This is a genomic window from Nonlabens agnitus (genome assembly GCF_002994045.1).
Lineage (GTDB): Bacteria > Bacteroidota > Bacteroidia > Flavobacteriales > Flavobacteriaceae > Nonlabens > Nonlabens agnitus.
Map to the genome: position 1 here is coordinate 910,683 of NZ_MQUC01000003.1, position 25,248 is coordinate 935,930.

Genomic DNA, 25,248 nt, shown 5'->3' on the forward strand with positions numbered 1-25,248 from the left:
TTAAAATCAAATAAACATCTAGAATTCCTTCTAAAGAAGTAATCGCTGACACTTCTCTATTTACTGTGAAACGTCTCCAGATACAGTTCCTCGACTTTCTCACGTGCCCATGGTGTGCGACGTAAAAATTTGAGACTGGACTTTATGGATGGATTGGTGTTAAATGCGTTGATTCTGACCTTGCCGCCTAATTCATGCCAGCCGTAATGTCTTACCAGCTTTTCAACGATATCAGCGAGTTTGACGCCGTGTAAGGGATTATTGGGTTGTGATTCCATCAATCAATATCAAAATCCATGGATTCCTTGACGGCATTGGTATTCCCGTTTTCATCAATCTTTACGATGAAAAAATGATCAAAATCGGCATCATCCAGTTCTGGGTAATTGGTGTCTTTTTGAAGATCGTTGGCATATTTATTTATGGTATTGCTATGGCCATAGAGCACTACCGTTTTACCGCGATATTGCTCCAGCAGTGATTTACCGGTCACCGTGCTTACATCATAAGTTTCTACATCTAGTTTTTTGGCTTTGGCGAGTGGTGCTGCCGTGGCGCGAGTACGTTTAGTGTCTGACGATATCACGTGATCCACATCCTTGAGAAAGAAGTAGTTGACCCATTCTGTAGCGCGCTGCTCGCCGTAGACGGTCAGGTCTGGATCTGCGCCTTGCTGTTTTTCGGCATGGCGTATAAAGTAAAAAGTGGTCAGACCATCATCATCTTTTTCCGTGTCTTGGGAGTTGGAATTATTACACGACACCAGTGCCAGTGCGAGTATCAGGACGATATTTTTCATGGGTAGATCTTTGTGGTGGTAAAAATAGGCAAACTTGCGCGGCATTGTGTTAATAGTACGTTTATCCACAATTTTGTGAAGATTTATGTTGATTAGTTTCGCTTTCGCGAAAGCGAACTCCCAACAACCTTTCCTATATTTCAAGCTAGTACACATGGAGAGCAAATGAGCGAGGAAACTAAATATACCGAGGATAATATCCGGTCGCTGGACTGGAAGGAGCATATAAGAATGCGTCCTGGAATGTACATTGGGAAACTGGGCGACGGCTCCAGTGCCGATGACGGAATCTATATTCTACTTAAAGAGGTTATTGATAACTCCATCGATGAATTTGTGATGGGAACCGGTAAAACCATTGAGGTTTCCATACAAGGCGAGCGTGTCATCGTGCGTGATTATGGTCGTGGAATACCGCTGGGTAAGGTGGTCGATGTGGTGTCAAAAATGAATACCGGTGGTAAGTACGACAGTCGCGCGTTCAAGAAATCAGTCGGATTAAACGGAGTAGGAACCAAGGCGGTAAATGCACTGTCCAACTTTTTTAGGGTAGAATCCACACGTGACGGTAAGAGTGCAAGTGCAGAATTCTCTCGCGGCGAACTTACCGACCAAGAAATGCTGGAAGAAACCAGCCGTCGCAAGGGAACTAAAATTACATTCATTCCTGACGAGGAGATTTTCAAAAACTTCAAGTACCGTCCAGAGTATGTCTCACGCATGCTCAAGTACTACGTATATCTCAATCCTGGATTGACCATTGTGTTCAATGGTGAGAAGTTTTTCTCAGAACATGGTTTGAAAGATTTGTTGAGCGAGACCATCAATAAATCAGATCGGCTTTATCCTATCATCCACTTGCGTGGCGAGGATATCGAGATCGCGATGACGCACAGTAAAACACAGTATTCTGAAGAGTATCATTCCTTTGTCAATGGACAGAATACCACGCAAGGTGGTACGCATCAAGCCGCTTTTAGAGAAGCTGTCGTAAAAACCATTCGCGAATTTTATAACAAAAATTACGATGCCAGTGACATACGCAAGTCCATTGTAAGTGCTATTGCCATAAAAGTAATGGAGCCCGTTTTTGAATCGCAGACTAAAACAAAACTAGGCTCTACAGACATGGGCGGCGATTTGCCTACCGTGCGCACGTTTATCAATGACTTTGTAAAAACGCAGCTGGATAACTATCTGCATAAAAACCCAGAAACGGCAGATGCCCTGCAGCGCAAGATCATACAGGCAGAACGCGAACGCAAAGAACTGAGTGGTATTAGAAAGCTGGCCAAGGATAGAGCAAAGAAAGCCAGCCTGCACAACAAAAAACTACGCGATTGTCGCGTGCATTTAACGGACAATAAAAAAGATAGCTACCTAGACAGCACACTATTTATTACCGAAGGTGATAGTGCCAGTGGATCCATCACCAAATCCCGCAACGTGAATACCCAAGCGGTGTTTTCACTGCGTGGTAAACCGCTGAATTCTTATAACATGAGCAAGAAGATTGTTTATGAAAATGAAGAATTCAACTTGCTTCAAGCGGCCTTAAATATTGAGGACAGCATGGAAGACCTGCGCTACAACAAGATCGTCATCGCCACAGATGCCGATGTGGATGGAATGCACATACGCTTATTGTTGATCACGTTCTTCCTTCAGTTTTTCCCAGAATTGATCAAAAAAGGTCATTTGTACATATTACAAACGCCATTGTTTAGGGTACGTAACAAAAAGGAAACCCGATACTGTTACACACCAGAAGAACGCTCAGAGGCACTAGCGGCACTGGGTAAAAATCCAGAAATCACTCGATTTAAAGGTTTGGGTGAAATAAGCCCAGATGAGTTCCAGCATTTTATAGGTGATGACATACGACTAGATCCTATTATGCTGGATGACAATATGAGTATTGAAGAATTGCTGAGTTTCTATATGGGTAAAAACACACCAGACCGTCAGGAATTTATCATTGATAATTTGAAGGTGGAGTTGGATGTGGTGGAGGAAGGCTTGCCATTATGATTCAATAAATAGCTGGAATAATTAACAATAGTAGCTAACGAATAAGTATAATTTGAAGAATAAAGCTTTCATTTTAATTTTATTAATTGCGATGATTCTTATTATCACAGGTGCATTATTCAAAATCATGCATTGGGGTTTTGGAGAAGGTGCTTGGATTAACGGGAATACGATTTTAGCAACTGGTCTGACCTTGAAGGTGGCAGCATTACTCGGTTTTATGATTAGTTGGTTGACAGCAAAAAAGAAACTGAATTAGTGATCGTGAAACATTTTAAAAATATTGATGGTAATCTGAAAATGACAGACTCAAGTTCGCTCATGCTAGCAATGCCATACATTGCGGTATGCTTTACAGCAGCAAGCTTGTTTCTGACACTTTTGAGTAATAGGAATCAGGAATCTGATGCCTTTACTATTTTTACTTGGAGTCTTTTAATTTTTTGCATTTTGGTAATCTGCTGGGCATTGATCAAGAAAACCTTTACAAGTCAAATACCCATTACAGCCATTATTCAAATGAAGCAAAGCTCTTACAATAGCTCGGTTTTTTATCTAGTTTTGGAAAACGGGAAGCAACGTAATTTGAGTGAAGTCAGAGAAACGATTAGAGCTACAGAGCTTTTGATGATGTTACGAAGCGAGAACCCATCCATCACCGCTAACTTCACTGAAAACGAAGCAAAAACCAGATAGATTTTAAAAGCAGAATGAGCGAAGAAAACGAAAACGAAGAATTAGAGAATCTGGACAACAGCTTTGAAGAACAAGCCACAGAAACCATTACACGTGTCACTGGCATGTACAAGGAATGGTTCCTGGACTATGCCAGTTACGTAATTCTGGAACGTGCGGTACCTGCCATAGAAGATGGTTTTAAACCAGTGCAACGACGTATCATGCAATCCATGAAGGATCTAGATGATGGTCGTTATAACAAGGTGGCAAACATTGTAGGTCACACCATGCAATATCACCCACATGGTGATGCATCCATAGGTGATGCCATGGTACAAATAGGGCAGAAGGACCTGCTTATTGACATGCAAGGAAACTGGGGAAACATTCTTACCGGCGATCCTGCAGCGGCCTCTCGTTACATTGAAGCGCGTTTATCCAAATTTGCTCTAGAAGTTCTCTTCAACCCTAAAATAACTGAATGGCAATCCAGTTATGATGGCCGTCGTAAGGAGCCTATCAATCTACCGGTCAAGTTTCCTTTACTGCTCACGCAAGGAGCAGAAGGTATCGCCGTAGGTTTAAGCACCAAAATATTACCACACAACTTTAACGAGATCATTGATGCCAGCATTAAACACTTGCAGGGCAAGCGTTTCAAATTGTATCCTGATTTCCCAACGGGTGGTGAGGCAGATATCTCTGGCTATAATGACGGGATGCGAGGTGGTAAAGTACGCGTGCGTGCAAAAATGCATTCGCCAGACAAGAGCACCATTATCATCACAGAGATTCCATTCTCTACAACTACCAGTTCGCTGATTGATTCCATTCTCAAGGCCAACGAGAAAGGAAAGATTAAGATTAAAAAGATCGAGGACAACACAGCTGCCGAAGTTGAGATCCAGATCCACCTACCACCAGGATTGTCACCAGACAAAACTATGGATGCACTGTTTGCATTTACCAATTGTGAGGTAAGCGTATCGCCACTAGGTTGTGTCATTGAAGATAACAAGCCATTATTTGTAGGCGTGACTGAAATGCTGCGCCGCAGCACAGATCATACGGTAGAACTCATACGTCAAGAGTTGCAAATCCAGCTGGATGAAGTAGAAGAGCAGTGGCACTTTGCGTCGCTCGAGCGCATTTTTATTGAGAACAGGATCTACCGCGATATAGAAGATGAAGAAACTTGGGATGGCGTGATCAATGCCATTGACAAAGGTTTGAAGCCGCATATTGGGCATTTGAAGCGAGCGATTACAGTAGATGATATAGTGAGGTTGACAGAAATCCGCATCAAGCGCATTTCCAAGTTTGATATCGATAAGGCACAGCAAAAAATTGAAGCGCTGGAAGACCGTATTGCAGAACTCAAAAAGAACCTGGAGAACCTGGTAGAATTTACCATTGATTATTTCAAGAAGTTGCAAAAGGACTACGGTAAGGATCGTACACGCCAGACAGAACTCAAAGCCTTTGATGATATCGTAGCTAGTAAGGTGGTCATTAGAAATACAAAGCTATACGTCAATCGCAAAGAAGGTTTCGTTGGGACCAGCATGAAGCGCGATGAATATGTTTGTGATTGCGCAGACATTGATGATATTATCGTTTTCACGAAAGCCGGAACCATGATGGTCACTAAGGTAGATGCCAAGACGTTCGTTGGTAAAGACATTTTGCATGTGGCTGTCTGGAAAAAGAAGGATAAACGCACTATTTACAATTTGATTTACCGTGATGGTAAAACTGGTCCTAGTTATGTAAAGCGATTCTCAGTGACGAGCATGACCAGAGATCGTGAGTACAGTGTAGGTTATGGAACGGCAGGTACCAGCGTTCATTATTTTAGCGCCAATCCTAATGGTGAGGCAGAAATTGTCACGATTAATTTACGCCAACAAGGCAGCATCAAAAAATTAAAATGGGACCTAGATTTCTCTGACATCTTGATCAAAGGAAGATCTAGTAAAGGAAATCTGGTGACTAAATACAACATCAAGAAGGTCGAACTCAAGGAAGAAGGCGTGAGTACGCTCAAACCGCGCAAGATCTGGTTTGATGACACGGTAAGACGACTTAATGTGGACGGTCGCGGTGAATTGCTAGGCGAGTTTAAAGGCGATGATCGATTGCTTATCATCAATCAAAAAGGAATAGCCAAAACGGTGGTTCCAGAAGTTACAGCGCGTTTTGACGATGATATGATCGTTTTGGAAAAATGGATTCCCAACAAACCTATCAGTGCTATTTATTTTAATGGTGAGAAGGATTTATTTTACGTGAAACGTTTCTTGATCGAGAATGAAGACAAAGAAGAGCTTTTCATATCAGACCACGAGAAATCCTATCTAGAAATCATCTCTACAGATCATCTACCGCTAGCGGAAGTGGTTTTCAATAAACCTCGTGGTAAGGAACAACCACCTAATGAGGCAATCCCGTTGGAGGAATTCATAAGCATCAAAGGTATCACGGCTCAAGGTAATATGTTGACAAAGGAAAAAGTCAAGCAAATCAACCTTCTGGACCCTTTGCCTTATGAAGAGCCAGAAGTAGAAGATGTAGAGGTCATTGAAGAAGATGACGAGGACGATGCACCTGATAACGGCAACAATTCTCAAGACGAGAAACCTACAAAAGAGAAAGACCAAGATGGTGAGTCGCCTATAGATGATAAGGGACAAGCCAGTCTATTTTAAGTAAGAAAGGAATAATAAATGGGCTTATTAACTGAATTTAAAGAGTTTGCGGTCAAGGGAAACATGATCGACATGGCCGTAGGTATCATCATTGGTACGGCATTTAACAAGGTGGTGACAGCCATTGTAGAAAAGGTTTTTTTACCGCCGTTATCACTTTTGACTGATGGTGTCAACTTCTCAAACCGTAAATGGGTACTGCGAGAAGGCATTGAAGCCACCAATGACGCAGGTGCCATGCCTACACCAGGAACCGAAGAGATTGCTATAGGCTACGGTGAGTTGATCCAGGTTTCCATTGACTTTTTAATCATTGGATTTACCGTTTTTGTCGTGATTAAACTCATGAACAAGCTGCGCAATAGGGCACAGGATCCTAAAAATCCAGAAGTGGTCACTCCTAAGGATATCGAACTGCTCAATGATTTAAAAGAGCTCATGCAAGAGCAAAACAAAATACTCTCTCAAAAATAATTTTAGAGACTAACTTATTGTATTTAAGGTGTTTGTGATTAGTTCGCTTTCGCGAAAGCGAACTGTTAAAAGCCTTAATTAAACCTTTTAGGCGTTCTATAGTCAGAAACTTGAAAACGAATTTGAAGCTGTTTTTTAGCCAAAACACTTCTCTTGAAAATAGTTTTCATGTTAGATTTATTTGAATAGCCAAAGAAAAGCGCCAGAGAAAGACTCTGGCGCTTTTTTATTGATTTCTATTCGTCACTAAGTTTAGTGGCCGTCCCGTAGTAGATCTGGTCGCGACCAGACTGCTTGAATTCAAATGAATAACTATCATCTGTCGTGTTAAGGATCTTGAAAAGGTAGGCGCGACTCTCTGCATTAGTTTTGGGGTTGATGGGAATAATGCGCCACTCGCAGGCGTTGATCCATTCCACTCTGGAAGTATCCACTACACCTTCAAAGGTCTCGATTTGCAAATCCTCTGTGCGTTCAAAAGTAGTTTTCAATAATTTGCCACCAGACTCTTGTTCCCAGACAAAAGTTCCAGTTCTAAAATCATCACAGTCTCTCGTATTAGTATAATTAGAACAAGAGGTAAAAATGATAGCAAGAAAAATGATGGTGAAGCTGCGCATAATGACATTATATTATAGAAGTCGGCTACCGTATATAACCCATTACAAAAATAAGCGCTGGAGATCGGTTTGGTCTGTTTTGATTGTCAAAGAAATCTTACAGGAGTTTTAGAGTTGTGACTGACTATATTCTAAATCAAGAATTAGGTACGAACTCTTCAAAGGTTCCATCTTCATAGAACCAAATTACCTTTGTTATATTTTTCCCGTTTTTAATAAATGATCTAGATGTTGGCTGTGGAACCTCGGTAAGCTGTTCCGTTAATTTTTGCTCTGCAGGTTGTTCTGGAATGTTAGCTTTCTCTGGAACGACTTCTTTCCTATTTACCGGTGGTGATTCACTTGATGCATTTGAATTTTCTGTAGCACTTGATTTAGGGTAGGTGCCTTTTCCATTCAACAGCCAGTAAAGATCCACATCATCAAAACTCTTGAGAATGGATAAAACAAAGTCTAGACTAGGCTTGTTACGTCCAGATAAAATATGCGATATGGAACTGCGTCCTACACCAATTTGCTCGGCAAAACTGGACGCATTAAGCTCATGCCGCTTCATAATGAGCTCTAATCGTTTCGAAAATTCTTCTGAATCTACCATGTTTACAAAGATAACCAAAACTAAGTTCAAACACCTTTTCCATTTGTAAACATTCTTTGTTTAACTAGCGAAAATTTAGATCTAACGAGCCATTATACATGAATTAAAGGTTTAATTGAGTTAATTTAATTATCTGATAAATAAAATGATGATTGAAATATACAATGCTTGAATTGTTTCGCAAGGTTCTCTATCGTGCTTGCTATATATTTTGTATTCTTTCTGTTTACATTGATAAACATTTCAATCATTTCTTCTGTTTACAATTGTAAAATTATTGTTGTTTACGAATGTAAACACATCATTTGATCTTCTACGTTTACTTTTCTAAACGTACTTTTGCATCAAAGAGTAATTACTATGAGCTCATCCATTCAAAAGCTACCTCGGTACTTTACCTACGAACTTTTTGAAAAAGTTTTTATGGAAGTCATTGAAAAGTTGCCGCAGGATTTTTATTCCTTTTCCTATCTAGGATCTTCAGTTGAAAATCGATCTATTTTTGGATTACGTCTAGGTCATGGAGATCTTAAGGTTCTCGCGTGGTCACAAATGCATGGTAACGAATCAACGACCACAAGAGCCATTGTTGAGCTTTTGGAAAACAAGGAATTCTTTCAACTTTTGGATAATATATCATTATACATTATTCCCGTTTTAAATCCTGATGGCGCCGATAAATGGACACGTAATAATGCTAAGAACATTGATATAAATCGGGATGCCCAGGAATTGAGTCAGCCAGAAAGTTTGATTTTAAAAGATGCTATTGATTTTTTTGAACCTGATCTGGCCTTAAATCTTCATGGTCAAAGAACCATTTATGGTTTAGAAAATTCGGTCTTGCCCTGTCAATTGTCTTTTTTGACGCCATCTGCAGATCCAGATAAGCGCGTAACACCATCTCGTTTGCAGTCTATGAAACTCATCAATCACATAATTACCGACCTTGGAGATCTTCCTAAGGCAGCTGTAGGCCGATATGATGATGCCTTTAATATCTATTGTTGGGGTGATTACTGTCAGTCTCAAGGCATTCCCACTATTTTATTTGAGGCTGGACACGCTGGCGAAGACTATAGTCGCGACCATGTACTAGAACTGATTAAGGAATCGCTAATGAGCGTTTTGAAAAATGCACCCATGATCAAAGATATCGAGAATGAAAATGAGTCCATTTTACGAGCTTATCAATCCATTCCTGCCGTGCAGAAAAATTATGTAGATATATTGTTGCGCAATGCACCATCAATTAATGGAACCCGAGACATTGCGATCATGTACCATGAACAGGTTGCTACTGGTGGACTTGAGTTCATACCTATGATATATGCTATTGACGAGGTCTCTATCTTATATGGACATCGAACTATAGACCTAGCCAAAGAAGAAATTTTCCAAAATGATCTGATTATAGAAGACGATATGGTGGTTACCTCTGAATCGCTAAAAATCAGTTCTTTCATTAAATAATCATTTATTCTTCAATATTATTAGGAATCTATCAATGCAATCTTTTATTTTGTATTAAAATACAGAAAAAAATGAGGGCTAAAATAGACGAGATCGATAAGCAAATTCTTGATGTCTTAATTGAAAACACAAGAACACCTTTTACTGATATCGCAAAAAGATTAAATATTTCCGCTGGAACGGTTCACGTTCGGGTGAAAAAGATGGAAGAATCAGGCATCATTCATGGTTCCTCTTTAACGGTGGACTATCAACAACTGGGCTACAATTTCATCGCTTACATAGGAGTATATCTGGACCGTACCAGTCAAACACAATTTGTATTGGGGCGCATTGCAGAGATTCCTTATGTAACAGTGGCTCACATTACCACAGGTAAATTTAATATCTTCTGTAAGATAAGAGCAAAAGATACCACGCATGCCAAAAAAATCATTTTCCTATTAGACGACATCGACGGTGTGAGCCGTACAGAGACTATGATAAGTCTGGAAGAAAGCATCAATGATAAAAAACGATTGCTGCATAAAGTATTTCAGGATCTATAATGGTTTTCCGTAGAGATATTAGGCCGTCAGAATATGCGGCGTATTACGAACCTTACATAAATAGCATATCGCTCTCCAGTGATATGCTATTTATGCTTAAGGAAACGCTTCGGGAAACAATTAAGTTCATAGATAATCTAGAAAAGCCCTTAGACCATCGCTATGCGCCAGATAAGTGGAGCATAGGTGAACTGCTCGTCCACAGCATGGATACGGAACGTATTTTTAGTTACCGCGCCTTGTCATTCATGCGAGGTGATGCGACCAACCTTCCGGGATTTGATCAGGATTTATATGTGAGAGGTTTAAGGGATTTCGCTTTCGCGAAAGCGAACCTTATATCATCCCTAGAAATTGTACGAGCTTCTACCATTGATTTGTTTGAGAATGCAACGCCTGAATCACTTAATAATCTAGGTGTTGGTAGCGGCCATTCTATGTCAGTTAGAGCAATTCCGTTTGTGATATGTGGACACTGGAAGCATCACTTAAAAATCATCGAGGACAGATATTAACGTCCTTTAAGAAGTTTCCCACAAATTTACCGTTTCCTTTAGGTAGGCTTCTGATTTGTTAACGCTGTTTTACTTTGCTTCATCCTGATCTTTGTGATGAACCAAAAAAATAGATATTATGAATAAGAATGTAGCCATACTAGCCACGAACGGATTTGAAGAAAGCGAACTTACCAGTCCTAAAAAAGCTTTTGAAGATGCAGGAGCCACTGTACATATAGTATCACCTGAAAAAGGTGAAATTAAAGCTTGGGCAGATGGTAATTGGTCCAAATCCTATAAGGTAGATAAACAATTAAATGAAGTCAGTGCCAGTGATTATGATGCGCTGATGTTGCCTGGAGGCGTAATCAATCCAGACAGTTTGAGAACCAACGAAGATGCCCTTTCTTTTATTAAAGACTTTTTCAAACAGAAGAAGCCAGTAAGTGCTATTTGTCACGGGCCGTGGTCCTTAATTAATGCAGAAGTCGTGGAAGGCAGAAAAATGACGTCCTACCACACTATACGTAAAGATTTAGAAAACGCAGGAGCTAACTGGGTAGACCAAGAAGTTGTAACCGATCAAGGATTTGTGACTAGTAGAAATCCCGACGATCTTCCAGCGTTCAACAAAAAAATTGTTGAAGAGTTGAGAGAAGGAAAACACGAGAGACAACACGCATAATTTTGTGTTTTTAGTATTTTGAACTGTAAGTTATTATTGATTAAGCATCACGGGCATTACCAGCATCGTTACATTTTCACCTTCATCAAGTCCATCTACTGGGGTTAGAATACCAGCGCGATTAGGTAATGACATTTCAAGCGATACATCATCACAATTAAGGTTATTGAGCATTTCAATCAAGAAACGACTGTTAAAGCCTATTTGCATATCATCACCCTGATAATCGCAAGTGAGGCGCTCGTCTGCTTTATTGCTATAATCTAGATCTTCAGCAGAAATATTTAATTCTGCACCTGCCATTTTAAGCCTTATCTGGTGCGTGGTTTTATTGGAGAAAATACTCACACGTCGCACACTATTCAAGAACTGCGTTCTTGAAATGGTAAGTTTGTTAGGGTTTTCCTTAGGGATTACTGCCTCATAATTAGGATACTTTCCATCAATCAATCTACAGATGATGGTTGTGTTCTCAAAAGTAAATTGAGCATTACTTTCATTGTATTCAATGAGTACATCAGCCTCGCTACCTTGTAGAATTGACTTCAATAAGTTGAGTGGCTTTTTAGGCATGATAAATTCTGCCGTCTGACTTGCAGTAACATCTTCTCTTCTGTAACGAACCAATTTATGAGCATCAGTAGCTACAAAGGTTAGGGAGTCACTAGCAAATTGGAAGAATACTCCACTCATCACAGGTCTCAAATCATCATTTCCTGCTGCAAAAATCGTCTTGTTGATGGCTGTCGCTAGGGTATCACCCATCACAGAAGTACTACTAGGATCTTGTAGTTGAACGGCTTTTGGGAATTCTTCAGCTGGAGCACAAGCTATTTCAGATTTTCCTTTGTCATGACTTACGGTCATCATTGTTCCTTCAGAATGAAACGTAAGTGGCTGCTCAGGAAAGGTTTTTAAGGTATCCAATAATAATCTTGCTGGAATAGCAATCTGACCATCATCTTGACTTTCAACATTTAGTCTACTAATAATTGTAGTCTCCATATCAGATGCAGAAACCTTCAATTCATTACCGACCAATTCCAAAAGAAAATTGTCAAGAATAGGCAATGTGTTATTATTATTTATCACACCACCTAGTAATTGTAAGTGCTTTTGCAAGTAGGAACTTGATACTATAAACTTCATCGTGTCTTATTAAAATCATTTACCGGTGTCCCAAATTAAGCAGACAATGGTATAAAACTTGTAAACTAATCAATTAAATTGCGACTCTCAATCGCAAAGCAAAGATATTTTTTATAATATCGTTGTGCACATTTACTTATTAACAATACATTCCTTTTTGTCTACTATGAAAAATAAAATTACACTGTTAAGTATTTTCCTTTTAATCTTTATTTATTGCGAAGCTCAAACAAGTCAGCAACGTCAGCAAATGGTGAAAAGCGTAGATCCAATTGATGAACAAGAACTGAAACAGTTTATATTGAAGAGGTCTAAATTCAATAGTAAAAACGTTTCAGACTATTTGACTGCTAATCCTTCTAAAGCAATTGCAAAAACGTCTGACGGTGAGTTTAAATGGCTGGAACGAATTGATGGTTATGGAAATCCAATATACCTTAAACCTTACAATTATATAGGAGGTATTAGTATCGGAGTAGACCACCTTCATTCTGGAGGTAGTTTGGGGTTAAATATTGAGGGACAAGGTATAACTGCGGTAATTTGGGATGGTGGTTACACTCGTGAATCGCATATAGAAATTTTATCAAGAGTTAATTACGGCGAAGAAGGACAAAATTTGAGTGATCACGGTACTCACGTTGGTGGTACCATTATAAGTGCGGGTTCTAGTGATTTGATATTAAGAGGAATGGCGCCTAAAGGAAATCTAAAATCTTACCGTTTCGATAATGATGTAAATGAAATGCTACTCGAAGCACAAGCTGGAAGTCTTCTCTCTAACCATAGCTATGGTGTAGAAGTAACTTCAGAAACTCCAGTATCTTATTTTGGACGTTACACTGAATCTGCGGTAGCATTCGATTTTATAGCGCATGTTTACCCTTATTTTCTTCCAATAGTTAGCGCGGGAAACGATAGAGGTCAAGGTTTTAACAGATTCGATGTTGGGTATGATATTCTAACAGACAGAGCGGTAGCGAAAAATGTCTTAACGGTTGGAGCGGTTGATAATGTTTTCAGATACAGGGATCCTTCTAGTGTGGTCATGTCTACCTTTAGTTCATTTGGTCCGACTGACGACGGTAGAATTAAGCCTGATATTGTCGCAAAAGGTGTTGGAGTTCTTAGTTTAGGTAGTGACTCAGACACTGCCACAAGTGTTAAAAGTGGAACATCGATGTCTGCTCCCATGGTAACAGGTGGCCTTATGCTTTTGCAACAACTCTACAATGAAGAGAAAGGTTTTTATATGAAATCAGCCACTGCAAGAGGTATAGCATTGATGACTACAAAAGAAGCAGGTAGAGATCCTGGACCTGATTACAGATTCGGATGGGGATTGTTCGACGTAGAAGCAGCAGCTAATATGATACTAAATCTCGATAGTAGTAGTATAATGATAGAGAATGATCTTCAAAACAACGAAATTTATGAACAGAGATTTGTTTCTGAAAACGATGAACGTATTAGTTTTGCTTTATCTTGGACAGATGCACCTGGAAACGAAATAGCGTTTGATGCAGAAGAAGATTTAGAAACCCCCAATATAATCAACGACCTAGACTTAAAAGTAGTAGACGATCAAGGTGTAGAATACTTTCCATATAAATTAGATCCTTCTAAACCAGAAAGTGCAGCCACAACAGGTGTCAACAATGTTGACAACATAGAAATCATCCACATTGATGCGCCAGCAGGAAATTATAGGGTCGAAATCACTCACAAAGGGGAGCTGTCAGAAACGCAAGCTTATTCTCTTCTAGTAAACGGCGCAACACCACAAACAGCCTCTTCCAGTTCTGAAGAAATTTCTGGGCTTAGTATTTTCCCTAATCCTGCAAACGAATTTGTTAATATAACTTTTGATGCTACTACTGTTTCCAGTAAAGTCAATGTGCAATTTTATAACACTCTCGGGCAAATGGTTCGTAATGAATCCTTCAATAACAATGGCAGATTTAACCAGCAAGTCAATATTTCAGATTTGGGATCTGGAGTATATTTTGTACAGATAAGCGATGGTAATCTTAAATCCACACGCAAATTGATCATTAAATAACAGTTCAATTTTGATAACAAAAAAGCCCAATCCTTAATGCGATCGGGCTTTTTTTATTGTAATAGTTGATATCTAGTAAACTTCTAAAATTTTAAATTCTTTGTTGTTGAAAGTAAAGCTTTCATTTTCCTTCATTCCTTTCATAGCGAGGTAAATGGGCGCCTTGTTGGAAATTGCAAAAAGATCGCTGTTTTGTTCTCTTAGTTCCAGTTGTCCTATTCCTACGCTTATGAGTAATAATCGATCCGTAGTTCTTACAATCGCGCCTTCTTGAACTGTTTTCTTGCCACCGTGAAAATCAATATTGTTGAATTCTACTAGCATGTCTTCATGCTCTTCACGCAACTGGGCATACCGTTCAAAATCTCCCAACAGTTCACCTTGACTGTCATCATTATCATACCCGTGTTTGGTCTCATTGGACTCGATACTGTTATTGATATCATCCAGCTGCTCCTTATGGACAGCGATGCGGTCTTTAATTTCTTGCTTACAAGCTGCAACGGCAGCCATTTTCAATTCTTTCATAGCCTTTAGTTTGGTGTAAAGATATAAGGCTGTAATAGCTGGTACCGATAACTTAGTTTAAATTTAGCATATTGCTATAAGTCGATGGTAGGACGCTCAAAAACCTGAATGCTACTTATAAGGCGTTCTCGCACGATATTCATCATACGTTTGTTAAGTGCACTGGAATTGGAGATGTAAAATAAATATTCTTTGATGGTGAACATTCCTATGATAATTCCCTTGAGACTATTCCTAAATTTTTGATCACGGTTCACGGCATTCTCAATATAGTCCACCCTTTTTACAGCCGTCAAGCCATAAAAAACATTCTTGTGTTTCTTGATATAGTTGCGAAAAACCTCTACCAGCAAATCATGCTGCAGTTTTGCCACTGGACGCAGTGTGCGATTCTGGAACTGTTCATCTGCGCTCATCGTATCATTGACCTTGGCGTTCGGAATTCCAGGTCGCAGCGCCACGAGATACTCATCTCTGTTTTCCATAATAAAGTGTTTTTTAAATGTAGGGATGATGTGGCTGGATTCGCTTTCGCGAAAGCGGACATTCTCCACAACCTTATCAACAATCACAATACGTTAAACCATTGCAAAGAGCCTCGACGCAAGTGGGCGCTCGTCGTATTTTTAAAATAAAAACCATGATCACGACCATCAATCCATATAACGGCAGCGAACTTAAAACCTACCAAGAAGATACGGAAAGCCAAATTGAAGACAAACTTAAAATGGCTGATGCAGCCTTTAAGGAATGGCGCAAAACCGATATGGATTTTAGAGCAAAACTCATCAAAAGAGTAGGTGAGTTGCTGCGCCAAAACGCCCAAAACTATGCCCGGCAAATGGCCATGGAAATGGGAAAACCTATAAGTCAAGGTAAAGCCGAAGCTGAAAAATGTGCCTGGCTATGTGATTATTATGCAGACCATGCTCCAGGTTTTTTAAAACCAGAAAAATTTGAAACTGATTATCATAAATCCTATGTGACTTATGAGCCTATAGGTGTGGTGCTGGCCGTAATGCCATGGAACTATCCATTCTGGCAAGTCATGCGATTTATCGTGCCTGCTTTAATGGCAGGAAATGTAGGTGTTCTCAAACATTCCAGTAGCGTGATGGGTTGCGCTCTTATGCTGGAAGAACTGTTTAGAGAAGCTGGATTTCCAGATGGGTGTTTAAAAAACCTTACCGTGAGTAGTGACCCTATAGAATCGGTGATTAAAAATCCTATTGTAAAAGCGGTCACTCTTACCGGTTCTAAACCAGCAGGAAGTGCCGTGGCATCTACCGCAGGTAGCGAGATTAAAAAGACTGTTTTGGAATTGGGCGGTAGTAATGCCCTAGTGGTTTTTGAAGATGTTGATATTGATAATGCCGTAGAAACTTGTGTGGATGCAAGATACCAGAATACTGGCCAAAGTTGTATCGCGGGTAAACGATTGTTACTGCACAAGGAAATAGCAACCGTTTTCTTGCAAAAGCTAACCAATAAGGTGAAGGAACTGAAATCTGGAGATCCTTTAAAAGAAGATACTTATATAGGCGTGATGGCACGACCAGACCTTGCGGAAGAGCTGGAAGAAACCATGCACAAATCCATTAATATGGGCGCACACCTACATCTAGGTGGGAAAAGAGATGGCGCCTATTTTGAGCCTACTATTTTGACGCATGTAACCAGAGACATGCCAGCTTTTAAGGAAGAAACCTTCGGTCCATTGTTAGCAGTGACCACTTTTGAAAGTGATCAAGAAGCGATTGATATAGTAAATGAGTCAGAATTTGGTTTAGGTGTAAGCCTTTTCTCTGAAGATACCGACCGTATGGAGCGGTTGTCTGTTCATTTTGATGATGGCGCCGTATTTATCAATGAGAAAGTGAGCAGTCATCCTAACTTACCTTTTGGTGGTACAGGAATTTCTGGTTACGGACGTGAATTGTCTAGATTTGGTATTCGTGAATTTGTGAATATCAAGACCGTAGTGGTGAATTTGTATGAGTAGATTCTTATACGTTTTCTAAAGGTATTCTTTTTATCAGTCACTTTCAGCTTAATCAAATTGTTGAATAAAACAGTTATTTTTCCTACAAAATATTATCTAATATTTATTATCATCTGTGAAAAATAAAGGTTTAAATATTAGATTAACCGATTAAGTGTATTAGGAGTGTTCAATGTCGTTTGATTTAACCATTCTTAACGTATCAAATTTATTCATATCGATATTTTTGTACTACAACACTCTACTATGAAGTACTTTACGTTTATAATCATTTCTTTTTTTTCTGTATTTGCATTCTCACAAGTGGGCATTGGTACCGCTATGCCAGAATCCTCGTTAGATATAAGGGCAGCAAATCATTTAGGTAATGTATCTGCCTCTGATGGTGTGCTCGTTCCTCGAGTCAACGACTTGTCTACCGCAGGAGCAACGGATGGACAATTGGTTTACTTAACGGAAGATGTTTCTACATTTACTAAAGGCTTCCATTATTGGGATGATGCTCTAAGCGCCTGGACTCCAATTAATAGTACCATTGAACCATGGAATCGCGCGGGTACGAATAATCCCGCAACTCTTAACACAGATAACATCTATACACAAGGTCAAGTTGGTATAGGTACTGATAATCCATTGGGAGCTCTTCATATCACTACCCAAAATTCAAGAGATGTTCTATTGTTTAGATTTATAGATTCTCCTGGTGATGATTTAGATATAGATCTTCTAAGAGCCAGAGGAACGGCATCTTCACCAGCCTTACTTCAAGATAATACTCGTTTAGGTGGATTAAGAGGACAATCTTTTACAGGTTCAAGCACCATATTTAATCCCAGTGCTGAAATCTGGTTTCAGACAGAAGGAGCTAGCAGTCCTACTTCAAGTGCCGCTGAAATTAATTTTGCAACTACGCCAGTAGGAGCTCTCTCTACCATAGAGCGTATGACTATCAAGTCTGATGGAAAAGTAGGTATAGGTACTGATGCTCCAGCTTCCACTTTAGAGGTTACTGGCCAACCTACCAATACTGCGGTTTTAGACGGTATGATACCTCCTCGCTTGACAGGGAATCAATTACAAGCTAAAACCTATACTGCTGCCCAAAACGGAGCCATCGTTTATGCTACCTCAGCAGCAACTGCTCCAGCTGGTCAAACCATCAATGTAACTTCTGAAGGTTTATATGTTTTCTCATCGTCGCAAAATAGATGGAATCTTTTAAATAGTGGAAGCTTAAATGTTGGCCAGCGAACTAGTGTTTATCGAAGGGTGACCCTAGCTGATAATGAATATTTGAGCAACACAGGATTGATAGAATTGGAGGGTTTGATACGAGTAACAGTACAAAGAGATAATGCTGTGGTTTACAGACCTCAAATAATAAATATTTCTGGAAGCCCTATTGAGGTTACCTTAAGTGGTAATACTCTAGGAGCCACTGTTCAAAGAGACTATGATACCAATTTGATTTTACCAGCAGGAGGATTTGTTAGTCCTGATCCAGATGGCATTACTTACTGGGATGTAAGAAGTGAGACCGTTACTTCTCAAATAGCCTTACCTAATTGAAGTATGTACGAAATAACGTGGTTTGCATTTAGAGCAAACAACCCTGATAATGGAGAACGACGTATTTACATGAGTGCAGAACGAATCTTTTAGCTTTAATGGTAGCGCGCATTTGAATCAAACAATATTTAATTGACGTCATTCATTAACATATGATCATGTAAAAATCATTTACTTGAGAATATTCCAGTTTATAAAGATCATTAATACTTTTGCAAATATTAGTCAAGATTAGTGCTAACCACCTACTTTGGGTCCAGTATTTAAATCATATAGAATTGATATTCCAGAGAAAAATATTATTTTCTAAATGAAGAAGGTTCAAAACCTAATTGTTATCAACAAAAACTTTATTTTTTTGCAAAAGAGAATATATTAAGATTTTTATAGATGTCTTTGTGTATTCGCACAATTAGTGTTTCAAAAACTTCCACTGCAACCCAATAATGGTAATGCTATTATTAATTGCTCCTTCCAGGAGCATTTTTTTGCCTCGGATTTTTTGATGCTTATGGTTTGAATGTCCTATTTTTCGCTAGCCTTGCCTTCACCAGACTCTGTTTGCTGGCTTTGGTTGACTTCGGTATAAAATAGGTGGATCTGTTCAGGCCAGCCACCAGGTGATGGGAAATAGGTATGTATCCTTTCTTAATGCTCAACTTTATATCCTATTTCTTCCTGAATTTCTCTTTTCGCGGAAGCGATATCAGTCTCATCCGTATCAATTGAACTAATTGGCAGATCCAATTATTAGTTATGATCGTTTTATTGCTGACCTAAATCGTCAAGAGTAATAACTTGTCGTTATGTAAAAATAAAGATAGTAGTGATAAACGCTTTTGACATTTTTAGAAGCTCTCAATAAACTTCATAAACACACCGCTAGTTGACATCTTGTCTTGTTTTGAAATTATTCTGGATTTATCTAAAGTTAAATTCATCGATGAAATGTATGATTATAAGGCTAAATGAGGTTTTATGCCTGAGAAAATGATGTATGCAAGTTGTAGGAATTATGTTTGTTACTCTACAAATTGCTATATGAAAATTACCCCACTTTTCTTTGCCACTCTTCTTTTTTCAGTTTTATCTTATTCTCAAGTAGGAATTGGAACAATAACTCCAGATGCTTCTACCTTGTTAGAAGTTTCATCTTCCAATAAAGGGGTTTTGTTACCAAAAGTGGCGTTGACAGGCACTACAGATGTTACGACCATCGCTAATCCTGCGATGGGTTTACTTATTTTTAATACTGCAAATGTTCCAGGCTTAAACGTAGGTTATACTTATTGGAACGGTAGCCGCTGGAGTACTTTTCTTGACATTAGTACAGAATCTAGTGACTGGTCGTTATCTGGAAACGAATTGACAGGTAATGAATTTTTAGGAACCACGAATGAGCAGTCGCTTCAATTACGGGTAAACAATAATCAGATTGGGCTCTTTGCTCCCAATGGAGGTATTGCAATAGGATTAAATACTCAGGCAAAGGATAATAATTCTATAGCTATAGGGACTAATGCCAAAGCAATCACCAGTAATCAGGCACTTGCGATTGGATATGGTGCTGATGCCTCAGCTTTTCAATCTACTTCCATAGGTTTAGGCAGTAAAGCTTCTCAAGATAGGAGTCTTGCATTAGGTAATAATAGCGCTGCATCAGGACAAAACAGTACCGCCTTAGGTGTAAGTGCAACAGCATCTGCTCAAAATGCGATGGCAATGGGTAATGCTTCTAATGCTGGAGCCTCAAAAGCTATAGCGATCGGAAATGAAGCTCAGGCTCTTGATGGAAGTGGTGTTGCGATAGGAGCCTCCTCATTTGCCAGAAAACAATCAACTGTTGCTTTAGGTGCTGGAGCGGATGCGAAAAGGGATAACAGTTTAGCGATAGGTAATGGTTCTATAGCAGATGGTTTTGAGGCTGCAGCGTTTGGCTCAGGAGCACAAGCTAATTCTACAGGTTCTACAGCTATAGGTAGAGGAGCCATTGCAAACGGTGTTGATGCTATCGTTTTAGGAAATGCAGATGCATATGTAGGCATAGGTACATCCTCACCAGATAATGCAACGAAATTACACGTCGCAGGTAAGGTCAAAATTGTTGATGGCACTCAAGGCACAGGCAAGGTGTTAACCTCGGATGCTAACGGTAGAGCTTCTTGGCAACCTGCAGTTGCTCCAGGAACACCTCAAATTGTTGCTGCTGGAGTTGTAAATGCTGCTGGAATCGCACTAAAAATAAATGGTGCTACGGTATCTAAAATAAATGTTGGAGATTATCAAGTAACATTCACTACAGCAAGACCCAGTGCCAATTATGTCATTAATATTGCCACATTAGATTGTGGTGGTAACTGTCAAAACGGAACAACTTATGATGACCCTGGAATCACTTATTACAACAGGACAGCTACAGGTTTTAGAATAAATATTGGAGATAACGATAACGGTGTTTCTGCTAGATTAGATACAGATTTAGAGTTTTCGTTCTCAGTAATTGATTTCTAGAATACCAAACCACCATTATTTGTTAAAGGCATCTCTCAAAAAATACCACTGCAACCCAATAATGGTAATACTATTATTAAATGCTCCTTCTAGGAGCATTTTTTTTGCCTCGGATTTTTTGATACGTACGGTTTGAATGTTTTCTTTTTCGCTTGGCTTGCCGCCACCAGACTCTGTTTGCTGGCTTTGGTTGACTTCGGTATAAAATAGGTGGATTTGTTCAGAGCATCCACCAGGTGATGGGAAGTAGGTATGTATTCTTTCTAAATGCTCGACTTCGTATCCTATTTCTTCTCGAGTTTCTCTTTTCGCGGAAGCGATATCAGTCTCACCTGTATCAATAGAACCGGCAACTAGTTCCAGCATCCACGGTGCGTCGCGTCTGGCCGATGGATACCTAAATTGCCTGGTAAACAAAAAACTGTCCGTGTCTCTTTCATAGATCAATATGGCAACACTATCACCACGTTCCAGACATTCTCGAGTGGCTTGTTTTTGATGGTCCTGATTAAAAGTGTCGTGAGTTACTTGAGCTTCCAGCACTTTTAAAAAACCTTTATATACTATTTTTTCATCTTCAATTCGATAATCCATCCTAGCATTCTTTGGGTCTAAGATAAGTAGGCTGTGGATTTATTTAATCGCCATCAAATCCTTAAATTAGTGATCTTAAAAATTATCTATGAATCAAAAAATTATTTTGGCCATTCTTCTCTCGGGAACCATGGCTCTATCTAGTTGTAAAACCAATAAGTCAGTCGCTGCAAAATCTGCTACCGAGTCCTCAAAATCAAAGGGTTCTGATGACGGAATGAAAGCGTATGATAAAGTGATCACTAAGGAGGCCAAGACAGATGAAGGTCTTTTCAAAGTGCATCAAGTAAAGGATAAGTATTATTACGAGATCCCTAACAACACCCTTAAAAAGGATATGTTGCTGGTAAGTCGTATTGCACAAATTCCATCTAATCTAGGTGGTGGCTATATGAACGCCGGTAGTAAAACCAATGAGCAAGTGGTTTCTTGGGAACGTTTCCAGGATAAGATCTTGTTGAAAGTGAAGTCCTATTCAGAAATTACTAGAGACTCCACGGCAGCGATCACAAACTCGGTCAAGGTCAATAATTACGAGCCTACTCTTTACGCTTTTGATATTGAAACGGTGAGTAAGGATTCCACAGCCACTGTGATTGATGTGACAAAATTCTTTAGTTCTGATATTCCAGCATTGAGCGGTTTAAATTCCAGACTACGTTCTACTTATAAAGTGCGCAACCTGGACAGTGACCGTAGCTTTATCAATTCCATCAAGAGCTTTCCAGAAAATATTGAGGTGAAGCAAGACTTTACCTATAATGCCAGCGAGCCACCTTCCAATGGTTCTGTAGGCTCCATAAGCCTGCAGATGAATCAATCCATGATATTGTTGCCAGAAGATCCTATGCAACCGCGTATTTATGATCCACGGGTCGGGTTCTTTACCATTGATCAGATTGATTATTCAAGTAGTGCCTTGAAAGCAGACGAGAACACCTATATACGTCGCTGGAGATTGGAGCCAAAAGATCCCGAAGCTTACGCTAGAGGCGAGCTGGTAGAGCCGGTAAAACCTATCGTTTATTACCTAGATCCTGGAACTCCAGAAAACTTGAAGGAATATATCAAACAAGGTATCGAGGACTGGCAAAAGCCTTTTGAAACGGCAGGTTTCAAAAATGCAATCATAGCAAAGGATGCTCCATCGCCTGAAGAGGATCCAGAGTTTAGCCCAGAAGACATTCGGTATTCAGTAGTTCGTTATGTGGCCAGTACGACCAGAAATGCCGTAGGTCCTAGTGTAAGCGATCCACGATCTGGAGAGATCATTGAGAGTGACATCATCTGGTACCACAACCATTTGAGATCTTATAGAAATCGTTACTTATTGGAAACTGGTGCTGCAAATCCATCTGCACGCACGTTGAATACAGATCCAGAAGAAATAGGAGAGATGATGCGCCAGGTGATTGCGCATGAAGTGGGACACGCCTTGGGCTTTCCACATAATATGGCCGCAAGCTTTGCCTATGATGTAGAGGATTATCGCGACGGTGATTTTACACAGGAAAACGGTATCGCCGCCAGCCTTATGGATTATGCACGTTATAATTACATCGCACAACCAGGCGATGAGAACATCAGATTTGTACGCCAAATGGGACCTTACGATCACTATGCCGTGAATTGGGGTTATCGTGTGATTCCTAACGCCAGCACACCAGAAGCCGAAGTGGAAACACTCAATAAATGGATTATGGAAAAGGCTGGAGATCCCAAATATAAATTTGGTCGCCAGAGCAGCAGTTTTGATCCACAATCACAGACGGAAGCCATAGGTAATGATCCTGTAAAGGCAAGCACCTACGGAATCAAAAACCTAAAATACGTGGCTAAAAATTTGCCTGAATGGACTTCAGATACCACTAATGATTATGATGATCTGGAAGAATTGTATGGAGAGCTTCTAGGAGTATGGAACCGATATGTAGGTCATGTAGTCACTAATGTAGGTGGCGTCAATGAGGATCTCAAAAAGCCTAACCAACCAGGAATGGTTTACAGCAATGTGGACAAAGAAACCCAAAAGGAATCTGTTGAATGGTTGAATGAAAACGTCTTCTCCACACCAGAATGGTTGATTGATCCCAGCATCGTCCAGAATATCGATTATGCCGGTTATGCGGAAACCATGAGAGCTGCGCAAGCGCGCCACTTGACTAATCTTTTAAGTCTGGACCGCATAGGTCGATTACTTAATGCAGAAACCGTCAACAGCGATTACTACAGCGCCATCAATCTATTTGATGATGCCAGAAAAGGTGTTTTTGCACCTAATGGCAAGCTTGACATCTATGAGAGAAACCTACAGCGCGCCTTTGTAGATCACATGTCATATCTCATGACAGGCGAGATGCAGCGCGGTAGACGTGGCGGTGACTATTATGATGTCAACCAGAGTGATGTACGTTCCATCGTACGTGGAGAACTCAATTCTTTACAGTCCACATTGCGCGGCAAGATGCGAGGCACAAACGATACGATTACAAAGTTTCACTATCAAGACTTATTGGCTAGGATAGATAATATCCTGAATCCCGAAAAGTAGATTCATTTTAAATTTAAGATTAAAAGCAGGTCTTGATGGTCTGCTTTTTTTTTTGAGTTCGCTTTCGCGAAAGCGAAAACCCTTCAAGCCACTTTTCAATAAAAATATTAGGTTTTCATATCCAGCATCGTGCTACATAAAATTGGAAAACTTAGAAGACATTGTGGTGGGTTTTACATTTAATAACTGAGCGCACCATTCAAAATTTGCTAAGTCGCATTACCAAGGCAGCTGTAAATGAGTTACTTCTTTATGATAAAAATCTTCCAGATCCTTAATGGTGCTGTCTGGCAAGGAAATGCGCGTGCTTTCTACATTCCTTCTTAATTGTTCCACACTAGTAGTTCCCGGAATCACGGTAGAAACGGCGTCGTAGGATCTGCAAAACGCCAACGCCGATTCCAGTAGCGAATGTTCATCGCCAACAATGGATTGGATCTTTTCTACCAATAGAGCTCTGGTCTCGATATCTTTTTGGGACCATCTACTTCTAATGCCATCAAAGTGACTATGGGCGTTGTATTTCCCGGTGAGCCATCCAGAATCCAGTGGTATTTTGGCAATGATACCTATGTTTTGTTTTTGGGCTTGATCAAAACCTTTTGCTGTATCTTGATGGAGCATATTGAAAAACACCTCGATCACTTTCGCATTGGTAGTATCCATCAAGGTTTTCATGTCCTCATAGGTGTCCAGAGAAGCGCCGTAGGCTTTTATTTTACCTTCTATAACTAATTGCTCCAGTATATCGTAATGATCGTTCTTAGAGCCATCCAAATAGGAAGCTGGCGGGCTGTGGATGATCAAGGAATCAACATAATCCGTTTGTAATCTTTGTAAACTAGCTTCTAAGGAGGTTCTTATGTTCGTTGCATCAAAGTTGATATGACCTTCCTTGGTATGCCCAAATTTAGTATTGATCACAATGTCACTGCGATTGACATTTTTTAGTGCTTTGCCTAAGCGTTCCTCACTCGTTCCGTGCCCATAATTTGGCGCTGTGTCAAAAAAGTTGACTCCTAATTCCACAGCTTCTTGAACCAAATGTATCGCGTCTCGTTCGCTCATATCCTTCCAACCAGATTGTGCTCCTAATTGCCAGGCTCCTAAACCAATTTCTGAAACAGGAACAGCACTAGCGATGTAATTTTTGTATTTCATTTTAGGAAAT

23 protein-coding genes are annotated in these 25,248 nt (G+C 39.8%); 14 read left to right on the forward strand and 9 right to left on the reverse strand.

Going from position 1 to position 25,248, the window contains the following annotated elements; all coding sequences use genetic code 11:
- Nucleotides 1–56 precede the first annotated feature (56 nt).
- Nucleotides 57–278 carry a VF530 family protein gene (locus BST86_RS04220; protein WP_105982179.1) on the reverse strand — a complete coding sequence of 74 codons (222 nt, stop codon included), beginning with the start codon at nucleotides 276–278 and terminating at the stop codon, nucleotides 57–59.
- On the reverse strand, nucleotides 278–799 hold the full coding sequence (locus tag BST86_RS04225) for a SixA phosphatase family protein (protein WP_105983939.1): 522 nt from the start codon (nucleotides 797–799) through the stop codon (nucleotides 278–280). Before BST86_RS04225 ends, BST86_RS04220 begins: the two co-directional genes overlap by 1 nt.
- Nucleotides 800–964: 165 nt before the next feature.
- Here BST86_RS04225 and BST86_RS04230 point away from each other — a divergent pair, with 165 nt between their 5' ends.
- From BST86_RS04230 to mscL, 5 genes are read left to right on the forward strand one after another with little or no spacing between them, the layout of a single operon-like run.
- Nucleotides 965–2,830, forward strand: coding sequence for a DNA topoisomerase IV subunit B (locus BST86_RS04230; protein ID WP_105982180.1), 1,866 nt, complete (start codon nucleotides 965–967; stop codon nucleotides 2,828–2,830).
- A gap of 52 nt (nucleotides 2,831–2,882) precedes the next feature.
- Nucleotides 2,883–3,089: a hypothetical protein gene (locus tag BST86_RS14740; protein WP_146126705.1), complete on the forward strand. Its 207-nt coding sequence runs from the start codon at nucleotides 2,883–2,885 to the stop codon at nucleotides 3,087–3,089.
- A gap of 5 nt (nucleotides 3,090–3,094) precedes the next feature.
- Nucleotides 3,095–3,526 carry a hypothetical protein gene (locus BST86_RS04235; protein WP_146126706.1) on the forward strand — a complete coding sequence of 144 codons (432 nt, stop codon included), beginning with the start codon at nucleotides 3,095–3,097 and terminating at the stop codon, nucleotides 3,524–3,526.
- A gap of 14 nt (nucleotides 3,527–3,540) precedes the next feature.
- Nucleotides 3,541–6,216: a DNA gyrase/topoisomerase IV subunit A gene (locus BST86_RS04240; RefSeq protein ID WP_105982182.1), complete on the forward strand. Its 2,676-nt coding sequence runs from the start codon at nucleotides 3,541–3,543 to the stop codon at nucleotides 6,214–6,216.
- Nucleotides 6,217–6,234: 18 nt separating this feature from the next.
- Complete coding sequence (gene mscL / locus BST86_RS04245; RefSeq protein ID WP_105982183.1) at nucleotides 6,235–6,690, forward strand: large conductance mechanosensitive channel protein MscL; 456 nt, start codon at nucleotides 6,235–6,237, stop codon at nucleotides 6,688–6,690.
- A 236-nt stretch (nucleotides 6,691–6,926) separates the two neighbouring features.
- Here the strand turns inward: mscL and BST86_RS04250 are convergent, their stop codons facing one another.
- Nucleotides 6,927–7,310, reverse strand: a complete 384-nt coding sequence (locus tag BST86_RS04250) for a DNA topoisomerase IV (RefSeq protein ID WP_105982184.1) — start codon at nucleotides 7,308–7,310, stop codon at nucleotides 6,927–6,929.
- A gap of 136 nt (nucleotides 7,311–7,446) precedes the next feature.
- Nucleotides 7,447–7,866, reverse strand: a complete 420-nt coding sequence (locus BST86_RS04255; RefSeq protein WP_242446458.1) for a transcriptional regulator — start codon at nucleotides 7,864–7,866, stop codon at nucleotides 7,447–7,449.
- Nucleotides 7,867–8,268: 402 nt separating this feature from the next.
- Between BST86_RS04255 and BST86_RS04260 the strand changes: the two genes are divergently transcribed.
- The 4 genes from BST86_RS04260 (at nucleotide 8,269) to BST86_RS04275 (ending at nucleotide 11,111) form a co-directional block, all read left to right on the forward strand.
- Nucleotides 8,269–9,381 carry a M14 family zinc carboxypeptidase gene (locus BST86_RS04260; protein WP_105982186.1) on the forward strand — a complete coding sequence of 371 codons (1,113 nt, stop codon included), beginning with the start codon at nucleotides 8,269–8,271 and terminating at the stop codon, nucleotides 9,379–9,381.
- A gap of 71 nt (nucleotides 9,382–9,452) precedes the next feature.
- The gene (locus BST86_RS04265) at nucleotides 9,453–9,929 is read left to right on the forward strand and encodes an Lrp/AsnC family transcriptional regulator (protein WP_105982187.1); all 477 of its coding nucleotides are present in this window, start codon (nucleotides 9,453–9,455) and stop codon (nucleotides 9,927–9,929) included.
- Nucleotides 9,929–10,444, forward strand: a complete 516-nt coding sequence (locus tag BST86_RS04270; RefSeq protein ID WP_105982188.1) for a DinB family protein — start codon at nucleotides 9,929–9,931, stop codon at nucleotides 10,442–10,444. The genes BST86_RS04265 and BST86_RS04270 overlap by 1 nt, the downstream gene beginning before the upstream one ends.
- A gap of 118 nt (nucleotides 10,445–10,562) precedes the next feature.
- A complete protein-coding gene (locus BST86_RS04275; protein ID WP_105982189.1) occupies nucleotides 10,563–11,111 on the forward strand; it encodes a type 1 glutamine amidotransferase domain-containing protein in 549 nt (182 codons plus the stop codon).
- Nucleotides 11,112–11,144: 33 nt separating this feature from the next.
- Here the strand turns inward: BST86_RS04275 and dnaN are convergent, their stop codons facing one another.
- Nucleotides 11,145–12,260, reverse strand: coding sequence for a DNA polymerase III subunit beta (gene dnaN / locus BST86_RS04280; protein WP_055412629.1), 1,116 nt, complete (start codon nucleotides 12,258–12,260; stop codon nucleotides 11,145–11,147).
- 166 nt (nucleotides 12,261–12,426) lie between these two features.
- Between dnaN and BST86_RS04285 the strand changes: the two genes are divergently transcribed.
- Complete coding sequence (locus tag BST86_RS04285) at nucleotides 12,427–14,322, forward strand: S8 family serine peptidase (RefSeq protein WP_105982190.1); 1,896 nt, start codon at nucleotides 12,427–12,429, stop codon at nucleotides 14,320–14,322.
- Between the two features lie 72 nt (nucleotides 14,323–14,394).
- On the opposite strand, the gene BST86_RS04290 is transcribed toward BST86_RS04285, so the two are convergent.
- Together BST86_RS04290 and BST86_RS04295 are read right to left on the reverse strand one after the other, a co-directional pair.
- The gene (locus BST86_RS04290; protein WP_055412631.1) at nucleotides 14,395–14,850 is read right to left on the reverse strand and encodes a hypothetical protein; all 456 of its coding nucleotides are present in this window, start codon (nucleotides 14,848–14,850) and stop codon (nucleotides 14,395–14,397) included.
- A 74-nt stretch (nucleotides 14,851–14,924) separates the two neighbouring features.
- Nucleotides 14,925–15,335, reverse strand: a complete 411-nt coding sequence (locus BST86_RS04295; RefSeq protein WP_105983940.1) for a glyoxalase — start codon at nucleotides 15,333–15,335, stop codon at nucleotides 14,925–14,927.
- 155 nt (nucleotides 15,336–15,490) lie between these two features.
- Between BST86_RS04295 and BST86_RS04300 the strand changes: the two genes are divergently transcribed.
- From BST86_RS04300 to BST86_RS04310, 3 genes are all read left to right on the forward strand, one after another.
- Nucleotides 15,491–16,852, forward strand: a complete 1,362-nt coding sequence (locus BST86_RS04300) for an NAD-dependent succinate-semialdehyde dehydrogenase (RefSeq protein ID WP_105982191.1) — start codon at nucleotides 15,491–15,493, stop codon at nucleotides 16,850–16,852.
- A gap of 246 nt (nucleotides 16,853–17,098) precedes the next feature.
- On the forward strand, nucleotides 17,099–18,421 hold the full coding sequence (locus BST86_RS04305; RefSeq protein WP_105982192.1) for a hypothetical protein: 1,323 nt from the start codon (nucleotides 17,099–17,101) through the stop codon (nucleotides 18,419–18,421).
- A 1,041-nt stretch (nucleotides 18,422–19,462) separates the two neighbouring features.
- Entirely contained in the window at nucleotides 19,463–20,932 is a 1,470-nt protein-coding gene (locus BST86_RS04310) for a hypothetical protein (RefSeq protein ID WP_172443312.1), read from the forward strand.
- Nucleotides 20,933–20,947: 15 nt separating this feature from the next.
- Here BST86_RS04310 and BST86_RS04315 read toward each other — a convergent pair whose 3' ends face one another.
- Nucleotides 20,948–21,526: an NUDIX domain-containing protein gene (locus tag BST86_RS04315; protein ID WP_105982194.1), complete on the reverse strand. Its 579-nt coding sequence runs from the start codon at nucleotides 21,524–21,526 to the stop codon at nucleotides 20,948–20,950.
- Between the two features lie 88 nt (nucleotides 21,527–21,614).
- On the opposite strand from BST86_RS04315, the gene BST86_RS04320 reads away from it, so the two are divergent.
- Nucleotides 21,615–24,077 carry a zinc-dependent metalloprotease gene (locus BST86_RS04320; protein ID WP_105982195.1) on the forward strand — a complete coding sequence of 821 codons (2,463 nt, stop codon included), beginning with the start codon at nucleotides 21,615–21,617 and terminating at the stop codon, nucleotides 24,075–24,077.
- A 219-nt stretch (nucleotides 24,078–24,296) separates the two neighbouring features.
- On the opposite strand, the gene BST86_RS04325 is transcribed toward BST86_RS04320, so the two are convergent.
- A complete protein-coding gene (locus BST86_RS04325) occupies nucleotides 24,297–25,238 on the reverse strand; it encodes an aldo/keto reductase (RefSeq protein ID WP_105982196.1) in 942 nt (313 codons plus the stop codon).
- Between the last annotated feature and the right edge of the window lie 10 nt (nucleotides 25,239–25,248).

Excerpts from the sequence above, each read along its gene's own strand:
- BST86_RS04220 (WP_105982179.1), bottom strand. The coding sequence starts at position 278 with ATGGAATCACAACCCAATAATCCCTTACACGGCGTCAAACTCGCTGAT.
- BST86_RS04225 (WP_105983939.1), bottom strand. The coding sequence starts at position 799 with ATGAAAAATATCGTCCTGATACTCGCACTGGCACTGGTGTCGTGTAAT.
- BST86_RS04230 (WP_105982180.1), top strand. The coding sequence starts at position 965 with ATGAGCGAGGAAACTAAATATACCGAGGATAATATCCGGTCGCTGGAC.
- BST86_RS04240 (WP_105982182.1), top strand. The coding sequence starts at position 3,541 with ATGAGCGAAGAAAACGAAAACGAAGAATTAGAGAATCTGGACAACAGC.
- mscL (WP_105982183.1), top strand. The coding sequence starts at position 6,235 with ATGGGCTTATTAACTGAATTTAAAGAGTTTGCGGTCAAGGGAAACATG.
- BST86_RS04250 (WP_105982184.1), bottom strand. The coding sequence starts at position 7,310 with ATGCGCAGCTTCACCATCATTTTTCTTGCTATCATTTTTACCTCTTGT.
- BST86_RS04255 (WP_242446458.1), bottom strand. The coding sequence starts at position 7,866 with ATGAAGCGGCATGAGCTTAATGCGTCCAGTTTTGCCGAGCAAATTGGT.
- BST86_RS04260 (WP_105982186.1), top strand. The coding sequence starts at position 8,269 with ATGAGCTCATCCATTCAAAAGCTACCTCGGTACTTTACCTACGAACTT.
- BST86_RS04265 (WP_105982187.1), top strand. The coding sequence starts at position 9,453 with ATGAGGGCTAAAATAGACGAGATCGATAAGCAAATTCTTGATGTCTTA.
- BST86_RS04270 (WP_105982188.1), top strand. The coding sequence starts at position 9,929 with ATGGTTTTCCGTAGAGATATTAGGCCGTCAGAATATGCGGCGTATTAC.
- BST86_RS04275 (WP_105982189.1), top strand. The coding sequence starts at position 10,563 with ATGAATAAGAATGTAGCCATACTAGCCACGAACGGATTTGAAGAAAGC.
- dnaN (WP_055412629.1), bottom strand. The coding sequence starts at position 12,260 with ATGAAGTTTATAGTATCAAGTTCCTACTTGCAAAAGCACTTACAATTA.
- BST86_RS04285 (WP_105982190.1), top strand. The coding sequence starts at position 12,427 with ATGAAAAATAAAATTACACTGTTAAGTATTTTCCTTTTAATCTTTATT.
- BST86_RS04290 (WP_055412631.1), bottom strand. The coding sequence starts at position 14,850 with ATGAAAGAATTGAAAATGGCTGCCGTTGCAGCTTGTAAGCAAGAAATT.
- BST86_RS04295 (WP_105983940.1), bottom strand. The coding sequence starts at position 15,335 with ATGGAAAACAGAGATGAGTATCTCGTGGCGCTGCGACCTGGAATTCCG.
- BST86_RS04300 (WP_105982191.1), top strand. The coding sequence starts at position 15,491 with ATGATCACGACCATCAATCCATATAACGGCAGCGAACTTAAAACCTAC.
- BST86_RS04305 (WP_105982192.1), top strand. The coding sequence starts at position 17,099 with ATGAAGTACTTTACGTTTATAATCATTTCTTTTTTTTCTGTATTTGCA.
- BST86_RS04310 (WP_172443312.1), top strand. The coding sequence starts at position 19,463 with ATGAAAATTACCCCACTTTTCTTTGCCACTCTTCTTTTTTCAGTTTTA.
- BST86_RS04315 (WP_105982194.1), bottom strand. The coding sequence starts at position 21,526 with ATGGATTATCGAATTGAAGATGAAAAAATAGTATATAAAGGTTTTTTA.
- BST86_RS04320 (WP_105982195.1), top strand. The coding sequence starts at position 21,615 with ATGAATCAAAAAATTATTTTGGCCATTCTTCTCTCGGGAACCATGGCT.
- BST86_RS04325 (WP_105982196.1), bottom strand. The coding sequence starts at position 25,238 with ATGAAATACAAAAATTACATCGCTAGTGCTGTTCCTGTTTCAGAAATT.